We start from the raw sequence: 17,598 nt of genomic DNA on the forward strand, positions 1-17,598 counted from the left end.
GCCCGATGGCTACCAAGGAAGCACAGAGCGAGCTGATTCGCGCCAAGGATGTGAACGCCTTCGATCGCTGGTCCCTGCCCAGCTTCGATCCCGAAGGCCCTGCCGTGGTCGCCGAGGAGCCGGACGAGCCCGCCCAGCAGCCGGACGCGCCGGCGATGGCCGAGGCCGCGCCGGCCACGGAAGCCCCGCAGGCCGTCGAGGATGTCGAGCCGGAGGCCGTCAAGCCGCTGACGCTCGATGAGCTGGAAGCGATCCGCCAGGACGCCTACAACGAAGGCTTCGCTACTGGCGAGAAGGACGGCTTCCATGCCGGCCAGATCAAGGCGCGCCAGGAGGCCGAGGTGGCCACCAATGCGCGCCTGGAGTCCCTGGAAAGCCTCATGGGCCAGCTCATGGCGCCCATCGCCGAGCAGGACCAGCAACTGGAAGAAGCCATGGTGCACCTGGTCGGGCAGATCACCCGGCAGGTCATCCAGCGCGAGCTGGCGATGGACTCCACCCAGATCCGCCAGATCCTCCGCGAAGCGCTCAAGCTGCTGCCCATGGGCGCCAGCAACCTGCGCATCCACATCAACCCGCAGGACTTCGAGTTGGTGAAGGCCTTGCGCGAACGCCACGAAGAAACCTGGCGCATCCTCGAAGACGAGACCCTGCTGCCCGGCGGTTGCCGCATCGAAACCGAACACAGCCGCATCGACGCCAGCATCGAGACGCGCATGACCCAGGCGCTGAAGCAGCTTTTCGACCAGCAGCGCGAACAGAAGGTGCACACGCCACCGGCCGATATCGCCCTCGACCTGAGCCCGCCGGAACCGCCCCATGCGTCTTGAGCGGACCAGTTTCGCCAAGCGCCTCGGCGGCTACGCCGATGCCGTGCAACTGCCCACCCAGCCCGTGGTGGAAGGGCGCCTGCTGCGCATGGTCGGCCTTACCCTGGAAGCCGAAGGCCTGCGCGCCGCCATTGGCAGCCGTTGCCTGGTGATCAACGACGACAGCTACCACCCGGTGCAGGTGGAAGGCGAAGTCATGGGGTTCTCCGGCAACAAGATCTACCTGATGCCGGTGGGCAGCCTCGCCGGCATCGCTCCCGGCGCCCGCGTGGTGCCGCTGCCCGATACCGGCCGCCTGCCCATGGGCATGTCCATGCTCGGGCGGGTACTCGACGGCGCCGGCCGTGCCCTGGACGGCAAGGGCGGAATGAAGGCCGAAGACTGGGTGGCGATGGACGGCCCGGTGATCAACCCGCTCAACCGTGACCCCATTTCCGTGCCGCTGGACGTCGGCATCCGCTCCATCAACGGCCTGCTCACCGTCGGCCGTGGCCAGCGCCTTGGCCTGTTCGCCGGCACCGGCGTGGGCAAGAGTGTGCTGTTGGGCATGATGACTCGCTTCACCGAGGCGGAAATCATCGTCGTCGGGCTGATCGGCGAGCGGGGCCGCGAGGTCAAGGAATTCATCGAACACATCCTCGGCGAGGAGGGCATCAAGCGCTCCGTGGTGGTCGCCTCGCCCGCGGACGACGCGCCGCTGATGCGCCTGCGTGCCGCCATGTACTGCACGCGCATCGCCGAATACTTCCGCGACAAGGGCAAGAACGTCCTGCTGCTGATGGATTCGCTGACCCGTTTCGCCCAGGCCCAGCGCGAGATCGCCCTGGCCATCGGCGAACCGCCGGCCACCAAGGGCTACCCGCCCTCGGTGTTCGCCAAGTTGCCCAAGCTGGTGGAGCGGGCTGGTAACGGCGAGAAGGGCGGCGGCTCGATCACCGCCTTCTACACCGTGCTTTCCGAGGGTGACGACCAACAGGACCCCATCGCCGACGCCGCGCGGGGTGTGCTCGATGGCCACTTCGTGCTGTCACGGCGCCTGGCGGAAGAGGGCCACTACCCGGCGATCGATATCGAGGCGTCCATCAGCCGGGTCATGCCCCAGGTGGTCAGCCCCGAGCACATGAAGATGGCCCAGCGCTTCAAGCAGCTGTGGTCGCGTTACCAGCAGACCCGCGACCTGATCAGCGTCGGCGCCTATGTCGCCGGCGGCGATGCCGACACCGACCTGGCCATCGCCCGGCAACCGGCCATGGCCAAATACCTTCACCAGGGGCTCAACGAAAGCGAGCCGTTGGCACAGAGCGTCGAGCGCCTCGCCGCGGTGCTGAACACCGGCAGCGCGGGTTGATGAACCATGGCCCGTGACCGCGCCGCGCGCCTTGCTCCTGTCGTGGACATGGCGCAGAAAGCCGAACGCGATGCCGCCCGCCTGGTCGGGCATTGCCAGGGGTTGCTGGGCCAGGCCGAGGGCAAGCTCGGTGACCTCGAACGCTTCCGCTCCGATTACCAGCAGCAGTGGATCACCCAGGGTAGCCAGGGTGTGTCCGGCCAATGGCTGACCAACTACCAGCGCTTTCTTTCGCAATTGGAAACGGCCGTCGCCCAGCAGACCCAGAGCGTGGCCTGGCATCGCGACAACCTGGCCAAGGCGCGGGAGGCCTGGCAGCAGCGCTACGCGCGGCTGGAGGGCCTGAAGAAGCTGGTGCAGCGCTACATCGATGAGGCGCGTGCGATTCAGGACAAGCGCGAGCAGAAACTCCTAGATGAGCTCTCGCAACGCCTCATCGGGCGCGAGGAACGCTAAATCGCGGTTGCCGAGGCTCCAGGCGGGTGCTAAATCTTCTGCACGCGTTTACATTTCTGATCAAGGAGTCTTGCATGGCCATCACCTCGCTGCCTTCGAGCGACGGGCAAGAGCTGACCATCGTCATCCAGGGACGTTTCGATTTCGGGGCTCACCAGGAATTTCGCGACGCCTACGAGCGCGTGAGCATCAACCCCAAGCGCTACGTGGTCGACCTCAAGGGCACCACCTACCTCGACAGCTCCGCCCTGGGCATGCTGCTGTTGCTGCGTGACCACGCCGGTGGCGACAGCGCGCAGATCCGCCTGGTCAACTGCAACCCCGACGTGCGCAAGATCCTCGCCATCTCCAACTTCGAACAGCTGTTCCAGATTGCCTGACACCGCCATGTCGGCCCGCCTGTCCATCCTCATCGCCGAGGACAATGCGGCCGACCGCATGCTGCTTTCCACCATCGTCAACCGCCAGGGCCACCGTGCCCTGACGGCCGCCAATGGCCTGGAAGCCGTCGCGCTGTTCCAGCAGGAGCAGCCCGACATGGTGCTGATGGACGCGCTGATGCCGGTCATGGATGGCTTCGAGGCGGCACGGCGGATCAAGCAACTGGCGGGCGAGGAGCTGGTGCCGATCATCTTCCTCACCTCGCTCACCGAGAACGAAGCGCTGGTGCGGTGCCTGGAAGCCGGTGGCGACGACTTCCTCGCCAAGCCCTATAACCGCGTCATCCTCGAAGCCAAGATCAAGGCCATGGACCGCCTGCGCCGCCTACAGGAGACCGTCCTGCACCAGCGCGACCTGATCGCCAAGCACAACGAGCACCTGCTCACCGAGCAGCGCGTGGCCAAGGCGGTGTTCGACAAGGTGGCCCACTCCGGCTGCCTCAACGCCTCCAATATCCGCTACCTGCAATCGCCCTATGCGTTGTTCAACGGCGACCTACTGCTGGCCGCCTACAAGCCTTCCGGTGGCATGCATGTGCTGCTGGGCGACTTCACCGGCCACGGCCTGCCGGCGGCCATCGGGGCCATGCCCCTGGCCGAAGTCTTCTACGGGATGACCGCCAAGGGCTACGCCATGGCCGACATCCTCCGCGAGATGAATGCCAAGCTGAAGCGCATCCTGCCGGTGGGCGTGTTCTGTTGCGCGACCCTGCTCAATCTCAGCTTCCAGCGGCGTGTGCTGGAGGTGTGGAACGGCGGCTTGCCCGACGGCTACCTGCGCCGCGCCGATGGCGGCCCGGTGGTGCCGCTGGTATCGCGGCACCTGCCGCTCGGGGTGCTGGAGCCGGCCCAGTTCGATGACAAGTACGAGGTCTACCCGATTGATGTCGGCGACCGCGTGTTCCTCTGGTCCGATGGCGTGCTGGAAACCTGCAACGAGGCCGGCGAGCTGTTCGGTGACGAGCGCCTGCGGCGTGTTTTCGCCAGCAATACCGCGCCGGAGCAGCTGTTCGACGAGATCCAGCGCACCCTGGCCGCCTTCCGGGGCGAAGCCCAGGACGACGTCAGCATGATCGAGGTGACCCTGGTCGAAGACCTCGAGCAGCGCCCGCAGCTGGCGTTCACCGACAGCGGCCAGCTGAGCCCGCTGGACTGGTCGGCCAGCTTCGAATTCCGCGCCCAGACCCTCAAGCGCTTCAACCCCTTGCCCTTCCTCCTGCAGTTGCTGCTGGAGGTGCAGGGCCTGCGCGACCAGGGCGGGGCGCTCTACACCGTACTCGCCGAGCTTTACTCCAACGCCCTGGAGCACGGTGTGCTGGGCCTGGACTCCGCGCTCAAGCGCGATGCCCGTGGCTTTGCCGAGTACTACCGCGAGCGCGCCACGCGCCTGGCCGGGCTCGAGCACGGCCATGTGCGCATCCACCTCGAGCTGTTGCCGGTGGGCGAGGAGGGCGGGCGCCTGCTGGTGCGGGTCGAGGACAGCGGCAAGGGCTTCGATGCCCGGGCGGTGCTGGAGCGGGATATCGATACGTCGAGCCTGAGCGGACGTGGCCTGACGCTGGTCAGACAACTTGCCGCGCGCTGCGACTTGCCGGAGGATGGCAGGGGCATCCGCGTGGAGTTCGTCTGGCCACGCCCATCCTGATTCCCATCGTGTCGTTCAAGGAGTGATCCGGTTGTCCGATCTGCATATCGACAATGGCGTACTGGCCGCTTTGCAGGAAGTCATGGAAGACGAGTACCCGGTGTTGCTGGACACCTTCCTGGTCGACTCGGAGGAGCGTGTACGCCTGCTCCACCAGGCCTGCGACCAGCAGGACGCCCAGGCATTGCGCCTCGCCGCGCACAGCTTCAAGGGCAGCTGCAGCAACATGGGCGCGCCCTTGCTGGCGACCCTGTGCAAGCAGTTGGAGGAAAGCGCCCGACGCGAGCGCCTGGAAGACGCGCCGGACCTGGTCGAACGCATCGAGCGGGAGTTCGCCATCGTGCGCATTCTGTTCCGCTCCGAGCGCCAGCGTCACAGCTTCTGACGCGCTGATTTCCTTCGCGGCCGAAACTTGGCCCGCCCCTTGCAATCCCCCTGGCACGAACCAACCCCTCAGCGGAGAGTGCCCATGCCCGTTGCCCCCGATATTCTTCTGCAGGCGAACCCTGGCGTGAAGACGAAAGTGCAGGCGGCAAAAACCCAGGTCAAGACACCGGAACCCGTCAAGAACGCGGCTCCCAGCTTTGCCCAGGTGTATGCGAAGGAGCAGCAGGCCAAGCCTGTAGAACGAAACGAGCCGGCTGCCAAGCCCGCCCGCGACAAGCCCGATGACACCCGCAAGGCGGACGATTCGGCGGACAGGCCGGCCAATGACAACACCGGCAAGCCGTCGACGGTTGCCGATAGCGGCAACGACTTGCCGGCCGACCGCGACAGCGGGAAGGGCAGCGGCAGTGGTGGCGATACCCCTGACGACAGTGTGGCCGCCAGCGACGGTACCCAGCCCGAAGACCCGGTCATCGACCCGTTGCTGCTGATGGCCATGAGCGGCCAGATCGCGCCGCCGGTGGTCGAGCCGCCTGCGCCGGAAGTCACCTTGCCGACCGGCTTGCCCAGTGTCGCGCCTGCTACCCAGGGCACCGCCACGCTGGAGGTCGATGCCCAGGCAGATCCGCTGCAAGGCTTCGCCGGCATGCAGATCGGCCTGCAAACCGAGGGTGAGGGCGACCAGGTGCAGGTGGCGACCACCACCACCGTCACCACGCAGAATTCGGCCAATGCCGGGCAGAACTTCGCCAGCGCCCTGGCCGCCTTCGGCGACAAGACGGCGGAAACGGAAGAGGTCCCGGTGGATGTCGAACTTCCAGTGGCGGAACTCTCCGAGCAGCTCACCCAGGGCCTGGGCGAGAGCAAGTCGGAGATCCGCAGCGAAGTCCTCGACAGTCGCCTCAATGCCATCGGCCAGACGCTCAGCCAGCAGTCGGCCCTGGCCCAGCGCACGCCGGCCCTGGTGCCCGGCCAGCCGGTGGCGATGAACCAGGGTGGCTGGAGCGAAGCGGTGGTCGATCGGGTCATGTGGCTGTCCAGCCAGAACCTCAAGTCGGCCGAAATCCAGCTCGACCCGCAAGACCTGGGGCGCCTGGAAGTGCGCATTAACATGGGCCAGGACCAGACCCAGGTGACCTTCGCCAGCCCCAACGCCGGAGTGCGTGAGGCGCTGGAAGGGCAGATGCACCGCCTGCGTGACATGTTCTCCCAGCAGGGCATGAACCAACTGGATGTGAACGTCTCCGACCAGTCCCTGAACCGTGGCTGGCAGGGGCAGCAGAGCAACGAGGGCGGCAGCGGTCGCGGTAACGGCGGCGGCTCGCACCTGGGCGGTGGCGGCGACGAGGAGATCGCCGTCGGCATCAGCGAGATACGCAGCCCCACGGCAACTGGCGGGCGCGGTCTGGTGGACTACTACGCCTGATCCGCATCCCCGCAATCGTCATGTTCTAGACTGAAGGCGCCCGGTGGCTGAACGAAAAGCCACCGGGCGCCTTTTTTCGTGGGTGACAGGCGCCAAGGACACTGGTATATCCGCTGCGGCGTTTGGTGAGAAGCTGGCATAACACTTGCTCTCAACCCATTGAATGCGGGCATTAACCCGATCAGCGACGGAATTTTGGCATGGCGAAGAAAGAAGCGAAGGCGGATGCGGGCGGCGACGAAAAGCCCGCCGGCAAGAGCAAGCTCAAACTGATCATCCTGCTGACCGTGGTGCTGCTGGTGGTCGTGGGCGCCTCGGTCGGCGCGACCTGGTTCCTGCTGGGCCGCGGTGGCGACGCCAAGAAGGATGACAAGAAGGACGAGGCCGCCGCCGAGCACGCTGCTCCGGTCAAGCAGATCGCCTTGTACGAGCCCCTGGCTCCGGCCTTCGTGGTCAACTTCAACCAGAACGGCCACCAGCGCTACATGCAGGTCACCGTGGCCCTGATGGGCCGCGACAAGGCCGAGATGGATGCGCTCAAGGAGCACATGCCGGTGGTGCGCAACAAGCTGGTGATGCTCTTCTCCAGCCAGACCTTCGACACCCTGGTCACCCCGGTGGGCAAGGAGATGCTGCGCCAGCAGGCCACCGCGACCATCCAGGAAGTGGCCAAGGCGCAGACCGGCAAGGTGGCGGTCGAGCAAGTGCTGTTCACCAATTTCGTATTGCAGTAGCAGGGGAGACCCATGGCAGTCCAAGACCTGCTTTCCCAGGACGAGATCGACGCGCTGCTCCATGGCGTGGACGATGGCCTGGTCGAGACCGAGAACGAGGCGGAACCCGGGAGCGTCAAAAGCTACGACCTGACCAGCCAGGATCGCATCGTCCGTGGACGCATGCCGACCCTGGAGATGATCAACGAGCGTTTCGCCCGCTATACCCGCATCAGCATGTTCAACCTGCTGCGCCGTTCCGCCGATGTGGCGGTAGGGGGCGTGCAGGTGATGAAGTTCGGCGAGTACGTGCACTCGCTGTACGTCCCCACCAGCCTCAACCTGGTGAAGATGAAGCCGCTGCGCGGCACCGGCCTGTTCATCCTCGACGCCAAGCTGGTGTTCAAACTGGTGGACAACTTCTTCGGCGGTGACGGCCGTCACGCCAAGATCGAGGGCCGCGAATTCACCCCCACCGAACTGCGCGTGGTGCGCATGGTGCTGGACCAGGCCTTCGTCGACCTGAAGGAAGCCTGGCACGCGGTGATGGACGTGAACTTCGAGTACATCAACTCCGAGGTGAACCCGGCGCTGGCCAACATCGTCAGCCCCAGCGAAGTGATCGTCGTCTCCACCTTCCACATCGAACTCGATGGCGGTGGCGGCGACCTGCACATCACCATGCCCTATTCGATGATCGAGCCCATCCGCGAGATGCTCGACGCCGGCTTCCAGTCCGATGTCGACGACCAGGACGAGCGCTGGATCAAGGCCCTGCGCGAGGACATTCTCGACGTCAGCGTGCCGGTCGGCGCCACCGTGGTGCGCCGCCAGCTGCGCCTGCGTGACATCCTGCACATGCAGCCGGGCGACGTGATTCCGGTGGAAATGCCCGAGCACATGATCATGCGCGCCAACGGCGTGCCGGCCTTCAAGGCCAAGCTGGGCGCCCACAAGGGCAACCTGGCCCTGCAGATTCTCGATCCGATCGACCGTCAGCGCTGACGGTCGACCCACACCCTATTTGAGCCAGCCGAGGTCAACCGATGGCAGACGAAGAAAGCACCACCCCCGAGGAACAGGCGCTCGCCGATGAATGGGCGGCGGCCCTGGCCGAGGCGGGCGACGAGGCCAGCCAGGACGACATCGACGCACTGATGAACCAGGGCGGCGGAGCGGCGGCACCGGCCAACCCCCGGGCACCGATGGAAGAGTTCGGCAGCATGCCGCGCTCCAATGCGCCGGTGAGCCTGGATGGCCCCAACCTCGACGTGATCCTCGACATCCCGGTGTCCATCTCCATGGAAGTGGGCAACACCGACATCACCATCCGCAACCTGCTGCAGCTCAACCAGGGCTCGGTGATCGAGCTGGACCGCCTGGCCGGCGAGCCGCTGGACGTGCTGGTCAACGGCACGCTCATTGCCCATGGCGAGGTGGTGGTGGTCAACGAGAAGTTCGGCATCCGCCTGACCGACGTGATCAGCCCCAGCGAACGCATCAAGAAACTGCGCTGACGCCATGGGACGACTCCTGCTCGCGCTGTTCTGCCTGCCCCTGACGGCGTTCGCCGCAGAGCCGGCGGCAATCGCCGCATCCGCCACCCCGGTCGCCGTCGCCGCGCCTGCCGTGGCTGCCGCTCCGGTGGTCAATGCCGGGGGCGGCGTCGCCGCGCAGCTCGGGCAGCTGACTATCGGCCTGTTGCTGGTGGTCGGCGTCATCTTCGTGCTCGCCTGGCTGTTGCGTCGGGTGCAGCAGATGGGCCCCCGTGGCGGCCAGGTGATCAAGCTGGTCTCCAGCCAGGCGCTGGGCCCGCGTGATCGGCTGGTACTGGTGCAGGTGGGCGGCGAGCAGATCCTCCTGGGCCTCACGCCCGGGCGCATCACCCCGTTGCATGTGCTCAAGGAACCGGTGCACATGCCCGACGCCGAGCCTGCTACTCCCGAATTCGCCCAGCGCCTGATGGAGCTGCTGGGCAAGGACAAGGACAAGAGCTGATGGGTTACTGGCGCATCCTGATCGCCCTGCTGCTGGCATTCGCGGCACCCCTGGCGCTGGGCGCCGACGACCCGTTGTCGATCTCCGCCATCACCCTGTCAACCAACGCCGAAGGCCAGCAGGAGTACTCGGTCAGCCTGCAGATCCTGCTGATCATGACGGCGCTGAGCTTCATCCCGGCGTTCGTCATGCTGATGACCAGCTTCACGCGGATCATCATCGTATTCTCCATCCTGCGCCAGGCGCTGGGCCTGCAGCAGACGCCGTCGAACCAGATCCTCACCGGCATGGCGCTGTTCCTGACGATGTTCATCATGGGGCCGGTGTTCGACCAGGTGAACCGCGACGCCCTGCAGCCCTACCTCAACGAGCAGTTGCCGGCCCAGGAGGCGATCAAGCGCGCCGAGGTGCCGGTGAAGAACTTCATGCTGGCGCAGACCCGCTCCAGTGACCTGGAGCTGTTCGTGCGCCTGTCCAAGCGCACCGACATCCAGTCGCCCGACGCCGCGCCGCTGACCATCCTGATCCCGGCCTTTATCACCTCGGAGCTGAAGACCGCGTTCCAGATCGGCTTCATGATCTTCATCCCGTTCCTGATCATCGACCTGGTGGTGGCGAGCGTGCTGATGGCGATGGGCATGATGATGCTGTCGCCGCTGATCATCTCGTTGCCATTCAAGATCATGCTGTTCGTGCTGGTGGATGGCTGGGCGCTGATCATCGGCACCCTGGCCGGAAGCTTTGGAGGGGTTTAGCCATGACACCCGAAGTCGCCGTCGACCTGTTCCGTGAAGCGCTTTGGCTGACCTGCGTCATCGTCGGCATCCTCGTGGTGCCCAGCCTGGTGGTGGGCCTGATCGTCGCCATGTTCCAGGCCGCCACGCAGATCAACGAACAGACCCTGAGCTTCCTGCCGCGCCTGTTGGTGATGCTCATCTCGCTGATGTGGGCCGGGCCCTGGCTGACCCGGGAGCTGATGGAGTACATGACCAACCTCTACCACAACATCCCCATGTTGATCGGCTGACATGCTGGAGCTGACCACATCGCAGATCGGCGGCATGGTCGGCAGCTACCTGTTGCCGCTGTTCCGCATCGCCTCGCTGCTGATGACCATGCCGCTGATCGGCACCCAGCTGGTGCCGACCCGGGTGCGGCTGTACCTGGCCCTCGGCATCACTGCGGTGATCGCCCCTTCGCTGCCGCCCATGCCCCCGGTGGACGCTGTCACCCTGCAGGCCTTCCTACTGATCGCCGAGCAGATACTGGTGGGGGCGGTGATGGGGTTCGCCCTGCAGCTGTTCTTCCATGCCTTCGTCGTCGCCGGGCAGATACTCGCGGTGCAGATGGGCCTGGGCTTCGCTTCCATGGTCGACCCCACCAACGGCGTTTCGGTGCCGGTGATTGGGCAGTTCTTCACCATGCTGGTGACCTTGCTGTTCCTGGCCATGAATGGCCACCTGGTGGTGTTCGAGGTGCTCGCCGAGAGCTTCGTCACCTTGCCGGTGGGCGGGGGGCTGATGGTCGAGCACTACTGGACCCTGGCCACCAAGCTGGGCTGGGTGCTCGGCGCCGGCCTGCTGCTGGCGCTGCCGGCGATCACCGCCTTGCTGGTGGTCAACATCGCCTTCGGCGTGATGACCCGCGCCGCGCCGCAATTGAACATCTTCTCCATCGGCTTCCCGCTGACGGTGGCCCTGGGCCTGGTGATCATCTGGATCGGCATGGCCGACATCCTCTCCCAGTACCAGCTTCTCGCCACCGACGCCTTGCAGCTCCTGCGCGAGCTGGCGAGGGCGCGCTGATGACCTCCCACTGCGGCTGCATGCCGCCCATTACCCGTCCCGGTCGGTTAGCCGGGCCTTCTGCCGAGGTGCGCCATGGCAGAAAGTGAGAGCGGGGCGGACAAAAGCGAAGAACCCACCGCGAAACGCCAACAGGAGGCGCGAGAGAAGGGGCAGATAGCCCGTTCCAAGGAGCTCAATACCCTGGCCATCACCCTGGGTGGGGCAGGGGGCGTGCTGGCCTCCGGCGGCGGCCTGGCGGACATGATGATGCGCATGATGCAGGCCAACTTCACCCTGTCCCGCGAAGCGCTGATGGACGAGCGCAGCATGGCGCTGTGGCTGTTGCAGTCGGGGCAGATGGCACTCTCGGCCGTTACCCCGTTGCTGGTGACGCTGCTCATCGTCTCGCTTGTGGCGCCCATCTCCCTGGGGGGCTGGCTGTTCTCCTTCGAGGCCCTGGCGCCGAAATTCAGCCGCATGAACCCGCTGTCCGGCATCAAGCGCATGTTCTCCATGCACGCGGTGGTGGAGCTGCTCAAGGCGCTGGGCAAGTTCGGGCTGATCCTGATGGTGGCGCTGATGGTGCTGTCTTCGGATGCCGACGACCTCCTGTCCATCGCCCACGAGCCCCTGGAGCAGGCCATTCTGCATAGCGTCCAGGTGGTGGGCTGGAGCGCGCTCTGGCTGGCTTGCGGGCTGATCCTCATCGCCGCCATCGACGTGCCGTATCAGCTCTGGGACAACAAGCAGAAGCTGATGATGACCAAGCAGGAAGTGCGCGACGAGTACAAGGACAGCGAGGGCAAGCCCGAGGTCAAGTCGCGTATCCGTCGCATGCAGCGGGAGATGGCCGAGCGCCGCATGATGTCCGCCGTGCCCGAGGCCGACGTGGTGATCACCAACCCGACGCACTTCGCCGTGGCCCTGAAGTACGACCCGGCCAAGGGCACCGCGCCGCTGTTGCTGGCCAAGGGCAACGACTTCACCGCGCTGAAGATCCGCGAGATCGCCCAGGAGAACAAGATCACCGTGTTGGAATCCCCGGCCCTGGCGCGGGCGGTGTTCTACTCCACCGAGCTGGACCAGGAAATCCCCGCCGGCCTGTACCTGGCGGTGGCCCAGGTACTGGCCTACGTCTACCAGCTCAAGCAATTCCGCGCGGGCAAGGGCAAGCGCCCTGCGCCCTTGACGGAGCCGCCGATCCCCGCTGACCTGCGTCGCGACGACTGACCCTGCGCTGCCCCTGCCTGTAGGCAAAGGTCGCCGCGCACCCCTCTGCACCGCCACCTCCGGGAAGTTGGTGAGTTTCTTGCACAAGCTCTGCTGCGCGCATCCGCGCGTCAAAAGATTGAATGGGCGAGGGCTGTGTTTCGCCACTGCTTGAGGGTAGAGATTTGGATCGTTCGCAACTGATCGGCAACGTGCGCGGCAATGTCGCCAGCCTGTCCCGGGGCAACCTGGGGGTGCCGCTGCTGGTGCTGATCATGCTGGGCATGATGACGTTGCCGGTGCCGCCGTTCCTTCTGGACGTGTTCTTCACCTTCAACATCGCGCTCTCCATCGTGGTTCTGCTGGTCAGCGTCTACGCCCTGCGCCCGCTGGACTTCGCGGTCTTCCCCACCATCCTGCTGGTCTCGACCCTGCTGCGCCTGGCGCTGAACGTGGCCTCCAGCCGCGTGGTACTGCTCCACGGCCAGGACGGCCACGACGCCGCGGGCAAGGTGATCCAGGCCTTCGGTGAAGTGGTCATCGGCGGCAACTACGTGGTCGGTGCGGTGATCTTCGCCATCTTGATGATCATCAACTTCGTGGTGGTCACCAAGGGTGCCGGCCGTATCTCCGAGGTGAGTGCACGTTTCACCCTGGACGCCATGCCCGGCAAGCAGATGGCGATCGACGCCGACCTCAACGCCGGCATCATCGACCAGGTCGAAGCCAAAAAGCGCCGCGCGGAAGTCTCACAGGAAGCCGACTTCTACGGTTCCATGGACGGTGCCAGCAAGTTCGTCCGCGGTGACGCCATCGCCGGCCTGCTGATCCTCTTCATCAACCTGATCGGTGGCATGGCCATCGGCATCATCCAGCACGGCCTGACCTTCGGCGACGCCGGGCGCATCTACTCCCTGCTGACCATCGGTGACGGCCTGGTGGCGCAGATCCCCTCGCTGCTGCTGTCCACCGCCGCTGCGATCATGGTGACCCGTGTTTCCAGCTCCGAGGACATGGGCCAGCAGGTCAACCGCCAGATGTTCGCCTCGCCCAAGGCGCTGGCCGTCTCCGCCGCCATCCTCATCGCCATGGGCCTGGTCCCGGGCATGCCCCACGTGTCCTTCCTCGGCCTCGGCCTGATCGCCGCTGGCGGCGCCTGGTGGATCTGGCGCAAGGGCCAGAAGGAGAAGGAAGTGGCTGTGCAAGAAGCGCAGCGCCAGCAGGAACTGCTGCCGGCCCAGCGTGCCCCGGAAACCAAGGAGCTGGGCTGGGACGACGTCACCCCGGTGGACATGGTCGGCCTGGAAGTCGGCTACCGCCTGATTCCCCTGGTGGACCGCAACCAGGGTGGCCAACTGCTCACCCGCATCAAGGGCGTACGCAAGAAGCTGTCCCAGGAGATGGGCTTCCTCATGCCGTCGGTGCACATCCGCGACAACCTCGACCTGCTGCCCAACGCCTATCGCCTGACCCTGATGGGCGTCAGCGTGGCCGAGGCGGAGGTCTACCCGGACCGCGAGCTGGCGATCAACCCCGGCCAGGTGTTCGGCACCCTCAACGGCATCGCCGCCAAGGATCCGGCGTTCGGCCTGGAGGCCGTGTGGATCGACGGCAGCCAGCGTGACCAGGCGCAGTCCCTCGGCTACACGGTGGTGGACGCCAGTACCGTGGTCGCCACCCACCTCAATCAGATCCTGCACAAGCACGCCCACGAGCTGCTGGGGCACGAAGAAGTGCAGCAGCTCATGCAATTGTTGGCCAAGAGCTCGCCCAAGCTGGCGGAAGAGCTGGTTCCGGGCCTGGTTTCGCTGTCGACCCTGCTCAAGGTGCTGCAGGCGCTGCTGCAGGAACAGGTACCGGTGCGCGACATCCGCACCATCGCCGAGGCCATCGCCAATGTCGCACCCAAGAGTCAAGATCCCGCCGCTATGGTGGCAGCTGTTCGCGTGGCGCTGAGCCGCGCAATCGTGCAAAGCATTGTGGGACTAGAGCCGGAGCTGCCTGTGATCACCCTGGAGCCCAGGTTGGAACAGATATTGCTCAGTAGCATGCAGAAGGCCGGACAAGGCTCCGAGGATGGCATCCTCCTGGAGCCTGGCATGGCCGAGAAGCTGCAACGTTCCCTGGTGGAAGCGGCGCAGCGCCAGGAAATGCTCGGCAAGCAGGCCATCCTGCTGGTAGCCGGGCCGATCCGGGCGATGCTGTCGCGCTTCGCAAGGCTCGCCGTGCCAACCATGCACGTACTGGCCTACCAGGAAATACCGGACAACAAGCAGGTCACCATAGTCTCGACTGTGGGGCAGAACTAACCGAGGTCACAGGCCATGCAGGTCAAACGCTTCTTCGCTGCGGATATGCGCCAGGCCATGAAACTGGTGCGGGACGAACTGGGCGCGGATGCCTCCATCATCGGCACCCGTCGGGTCGCCGGTGGGGTGGAGATCACCGCCGCGCTCGACTATCCCATGCCGGCTCCCGCGCCGAGCAAGCCCAACCCGGCCCTCGAAGCCGAGCTGCGCCGTACCCAGACCCGCATCGCCGAGGCCCATGCCGAGCTGAGCAACCGCGGTGGCCAGGCCGACGCCGGCAAGAACCGCCAGCTGGTTGCCGACCGTTCGGACGTGTCTGCGGAAAGCCTCGCCGCCGCCATGCGTCCGCAACGCACCGAGCGTGCAAGTGCCTCGCCGCTGGCGGCACCTGCTGCCCAGCCGAAGGCCGCCGCACCGGCCGCCGCCGACCAGCGCAGCCTGGATGCCATGCGTTTCGAGCTCAACGGCCTGCGTGAACTGATCGAAGTTCAGCTGGGCTCCATCGCCTGGGGCCAGATGCAGAGCCGCCGTCCGCAGCAGGCCGGCCTCTGGCGTCGCCTGCAGCGCATGGGCCTGTCCGCCGAGCTGTCCCGTGCCCTGATGGAGCGTGTCGCCTCCGTCCAGGACCCGCGCCAGGCCTGGCGCATGGTCCTGGCCCATCTGGCCCACGCCATCCGCACGCCGCAGCAGGAGCCGCTGGAAGAGGGCGGTGTTATCGCCCTGGTCGGCCCGGCCGGCATGGGCAAGACCACCACCCTGGCCAAGCTGGCTGCGCGCTACGTACTGAAATACGGCGCCCAGCAGATCGCCCTGGTGAGCATGGACAGCTACCGCATCGGCGCCCAGGAGCAGCTGAAGACCCTCGGCCGCATCCTCAACGTGTCGGTGACCCATGTCGATCCCGGCCAATCCCTGACCCAGGCGCTGGCCCCGCTGGCGCGCAAACGTGTGGTGCTGATTGACACCGCAGGCCTGCCGGCGACCGATCCTGCGCTTAAAATGCAGTTGGAGACCTTGGCCAGCCGTGGTGTCAAAGCCAGGAACTATCTGGTGCTGGCTGCAACGAGTCAGAGCCAAGTGCTAAAGGCGGCCTACCATAGTTATAAGCGTTGCGGTCTTTCTGGCTGCATCCTGACCAAGCTCGACGAAGCGGCGAGCCTGGGAGAGGTTTTAGGACTGGCTATCGGCCAGCATCTCCCGGTAGCCTATCTTGCTGACGGGCCTCGGATTCCGGATGACCTGCAGATCCCCCGCAGCCACCAGCTGGTGAGCCGTGCAGTGAGCCTGCAGACGCCGGAGGACCCCAGCGAAGAAGCCATGGCCGACCTGTTCGCCGGGCTGTACCAGAACCCGGCCCGCCGAGTCGGATAGAACCCCAGCCACTCCGGATGAGTGGCACGAGCCCGCCAAGTGGCCCAGTCGACGTGAGACAAGGTGTAATAAATGGGTAGTTTGCATCCCGTACAGGTGATTGCCGTAACCGGCGGCAAAGGTGGCGTCGGCAAGACCAACGTGTCGGTGAACCTTTCGCTGGCCCTCGCCGATCTCGGTCGTCGGGTCATGCTGCTGGACGCCGACCTTGGCCTGGCCAACGTCGACGTACTGCTCGGCCTCACCGCCAAGCGCACCCTGGCCGACGTGATCGCCGGCGAGTGCGACCTGCGTGACGTGCTGTTGCAGGGCCCGGGTGGCGTTCGTATCGTGCCGGCCGCCTCGGGCACTCAAAGCATGGTGCAGCTCTCGCCCATGCAGCACGCCGGCCTGATCCAGGCTTTCAGCGAGATCAGCGACAACCTCGACGTCCTGGTGATCGACACCGCCGCCGGCATCGGCGACGCGGTGGTCAGCTTCGTGCGCGCGGCGCAGGAAGTGATAGTGGTCGTCTGTGACGAACCTACTTCCATCACCGACGCCTATGCTTTGATCAAGCTCCTCAATCGCGACTACGGCATGAGCCGTTTCCGCGTATTGGCCAACATGGCACACAGTCCACAGGAGGGTCGCAACCTCTTTGCTAAGCTGACCAAAGTGACTGATCGCTTCCTGGATGTGGCCTTGCAATATGTCGGCGCGGTGCCCTATGACGAATCCGTACGCAAGGCCGTGCAGAAGCAGCGCGCGGTTTACGAAGCCTTCCCGCGCTCGAAGTGCGCCCTGGCGTTCAAGGCGATAGCCCAGAAAGTGGACAGCTGGCCCCTGCCGGCCAACCCACGCGGTCATCTGGAGTTCTTCGTGGAGCGCCTGGTGCAGCAACCGATCGCGGATTCGGCCATATGACACCCGCTAGTGGACTTCGTATGTACAACAAGGCACAGGCTAGGGATTCCCAGCACCAGCTGATCGAGCGCTACGCGCCGCTGGTCAAACGCATCGCCTACCACCTGCTGGGCCGCTTGCCGGCCAACGTGCAGGTGGAGGACCTGATGCAGGCCGGCATGATCGGCCTGCTCGAAGCCTCGAAGAAATACGATTCCAGCAAGGGCGCAAGTTTCGAGACCTATGCAGGCATACGCATCCGCGGTGCCATGCTCGATGAAGTGAGAAAAGGGGATTGGGCACCACGCTCGGTCCATCGCAACACCCGGATGGTGAGCGATGCCATCCGGAAAATTGAGGCAAGAACCGGGCGAGACGCTAAAGATCAGGAAGTTGCGGCCGAACTTGGATTGAGTCTCGAAGATTACTACGGCATCCTGAGCGACACTTTGGGCAGCCGCCTGTTCAGCTTCGACGACCTGTTGCAGGACGGTGAGCATGGCGCGACGCACGAAGACACCGGAGTCACCCATCTCGAACCTTCGAATGATCTGGAAGACGAGCGCTTCCAGGCGGCGCTGGCTGACGCCATCGCCAATCTGCCGGAACGAGAGCGCTTGGTACTGGCGCTGTATTACGACGAAGAGCTGAATTTGAAGGAAATCGGCGAAGTGCTGGGGGTCAGTGAATCGCGGGTCAGCCAGTTGCACAGCCAATGTGCCGCACGCTTGCGGTCACGGCTGGGTGAATGGCGCGCGCACTGATTGGCACGCCGGTTTTTCGATTGATCGACG

Annotated in this window: 19 protein-coding genes; all 19 read left to right on the top strand. The window is 65.3% G+C overall.

The window, feature by feature from the left end; genetic code table 11:
* Positions 1-5 precede the first annotated feature (5 nt).
* The 19 genes from fliH (at position 6) to fliA (ending at position 17,568) form a co-directional block, all read left to right on the top strand.
* A complete protein-coding gene (gene fliH / locus PI990_RS11420) occupies positions 6-830 on the top strand; it encodes a flagellar assembly protein FliH (protein WP_021220593.1) in 825 nt (274 codons plus the stop codon).
* The gene (gene fliI, locus PI990_RS11425; RefSeq protein ID WP_021220592.1) at positions 820-2,178 is read left to right on the top strand and encodes a flagellar protein export ATPase FliI; all 1,359 of its coding nucleotides are present in this window, start codon (positions 820-822) and stop codon (positions 2,176-2,178) included. Before fliH ends, fliI begins: the two co-directional genes overlap by 11 nt.
* A gap of 6 nt (positions 2,179-2,184) precedes the next feature.
* Complete coding sequence (gene fliJ / locus PI990_RS11430; RefSeq protein ID WP_021220591.1) at positions 2,185-2,634, top strand: flagellar export protein FliJ; 450 nt, start codon at positions 2,185-2,187, stop codon at positions 2,632-2,634.
* Positions 2,635-2,708: 74 nt separating this feature from the next.
* Positions 2,709-3,014, top strand: a complete 306-nt coding sequence (locus tag PI990_RS11435; RefSeq protein ID WP_021220590.1) for an STAS domain-containing protein — start codon at positions 2,709-2,711, stop codon at positions 3,012-3,014.
* A gap of 7 nt (positions 3,015-3,021) precedes the next feature.
* Positions 3,022-4,719, top strand: a complete 1,698-nt coding sequence (locus PI990_RS11440) for a fused response regulator/phosphatase (RefSeq protein WP_271660675.1) — start codon at positions 3,022-3,024, stop codon at positions 4,717-4,719.
* A 31-nt stretch (positions 4,720-4,750) separates the two neighbouring features.
* On the top strand, positions 4,751-5,104 hold the full coding sequence (locus PI990_RS11445) for an Hpt domain-containing protein (protein WP_021220588.1): 354 nt from the start codon (positions 4,751-4,753) through the stop codon (positions 5,102-5,104).
* An 84-nt stretch (positions 5,105-5,188) separates the two neighbouring features.
* Positions 5,189-6,532, top strand: coding sequence for a flagellar hook-length control protein FliK (locus PI990_RS11450; protein WP_271660676.1), 1,344 nt, complete (start codon positions 5,189-5,191; stop codon positions 6,530-6,532).
* Between the two features lie 200 nt (positions 6,533-6,732).
* Positions 6,733-7,266 (top strand): flagellar basal body-associated protein FliL, encoded by a 534-nt coding sequence (fliL, locus tag PI990_RS11455; protein WP_184488929.1) that lies wholly within the window; start codon positions 6,733-6,735, stop codon positions 7,264-7,266.
* Between the two features lie 12 nt (positions 7,267-7,278).
* The gene (fliM, locus tag PI990_RS11460) at positions 7,279-8,250 is read left to right on the top strand and encodes a flagellar motor switch protein FliM (RefSeq protein WP_021220585.1); all 972 of its coding nucleotides are present in this window, start codon (positions 7,279-7,281) and stop codon (positions 8,248-8,250) included.
* A 41-nt stretch (positions 8,251-8,291) separates the two neighbouring features.
* A complete protein-coding gene (gene fliN, locus PI990_RS11465) occupies positions 8,292-8,762 on the top strand; it encodes a flagellar motor switch protein FliN (protein WP_021220584.1) in 471 nt (156 codons plus the stop codon).
* Positions 8,763-8,766: 4 nt separating this feature from the next.
* On the top strand, positions 8,767-9,243 hold the full coding sequence (gene fliO / locus PI990_RS11470) for a flagellar biosynthetic protein FliO (RefSeq protein ID WP_271660677.1): 477 nt from the start codon (positions 8,767-8,769) through the stop codon (positions 9,241-9,243).
* A complete protein-coding gene (fliP, locus tag PI990_RS11475) occupies positions 9,243-9,998 on the top strand; it encodes a flagellar type III secretion system pore protein FliP (protein WP_021220582.1) in 756 nt (251 codons plus the stop codon). The genes fliO and fliP overlap by 1 nt, the downstream gene beginning before the upstream one ends.
* Before the next feature lie 2 nt (positions 9,999-10,000).
* Positions 10,001-10,270 (top strand): flagellar biosynthesis protein FliQ, encoded by a 270-nt coding sequence (gene fliQ, locus PI990_RS11480; protein WP_021220581.1) that lies wholly within the window; start codon positions 10,001-10,003, stop codon positions 10,268-10,270.
* 1 nt (position 10,271) lies between these two features.
* The gene (gene fliR / locus PI990_RS11485) at positions 10,272-11,048 is read left to right on the top strand and encodes a flagellar biosynthetic protein FliR (protein WP_271660678.1); all 777 of its coding nucleotides are present in this window, start codon (positions 10,272-10,274) and stop codon (positions 11,046-11,048) included.
* Between the two features lie 75 nt (positions 11,049-11,123).
* The gene (gene flhB / locus PI990_RS11490; RefSeq protein WP_271660679.1) at positions 11,124-12,260 is read left to right on the top strand and encodes a flagellar biosynthesis protein FlhB; all 1,137 of its coding nucleotides are present in this window, start codon (positions 11,124-11,126) and stop codon (positions 12,258-12,260) included.
* Between the two features lie 164 nt (positions 12,261-12,424).
* Complete coding sequence (gene flhA / locus PI990_RS11495) at positions 12,425-14,548, top strand: flagellar biosynthesis protein FlhA (protein WP_021220578.1); 2,124 nt, start codon at positions 12,425-12,427, stop codon at positions 14,546-14,548.
* Between the two features lie 15 nt (positions 14,549-14,563).
* On the top strand, positions 14,564-15,919 hold the full coding sequence (flhF, locus tag PI990_RS11500) for a flagellar biosynthesis protein FlhF (RefSeq protein ID WP_271660680.1): 1,356 nt from the start codon (positions 14,564-14,566) through the stop codon (positions 15,917-15,919).
* A 72-nt stretch (positions 15,920-15,991) separates the two neighbouring features.
* Entirely contained in the window at positions 15,992-16,825 is an 834-nt protein-coding gene (fleN, locus tag PI990_RS11505; protein ID WP_021220576.1) for a flagellar synthesis regulator FleN, read from the top strand.
* On the top strand, positions 16,822-17,568 hold the full coding sequence (gene fliA / locus PI990_RS11510; RefSeq protein WP_031288164.1) for an RNA polymerase sigma factor FliA: 747 nt from the start codon (positions 16,822-16,824) through the stop codon (positions 17,566-17,568). Before fleN ends, fliA begins: the two co-directional genes overlap by 4 nt.
* Positions 17,569-17,598: the final 30 nt, after the last annotated feature.

It is taken from the genome of Pseudomonas sp. TUM22785 (genome assembly GCF_028198105.1).
GTDB classification, from domain to species: Bacteria; Pseudomonadota; Gammaproteobacteria; order Pseudomonadales; family Pseudomonadaceae; genus Metapseudomonas; species Metapseudomonas solani.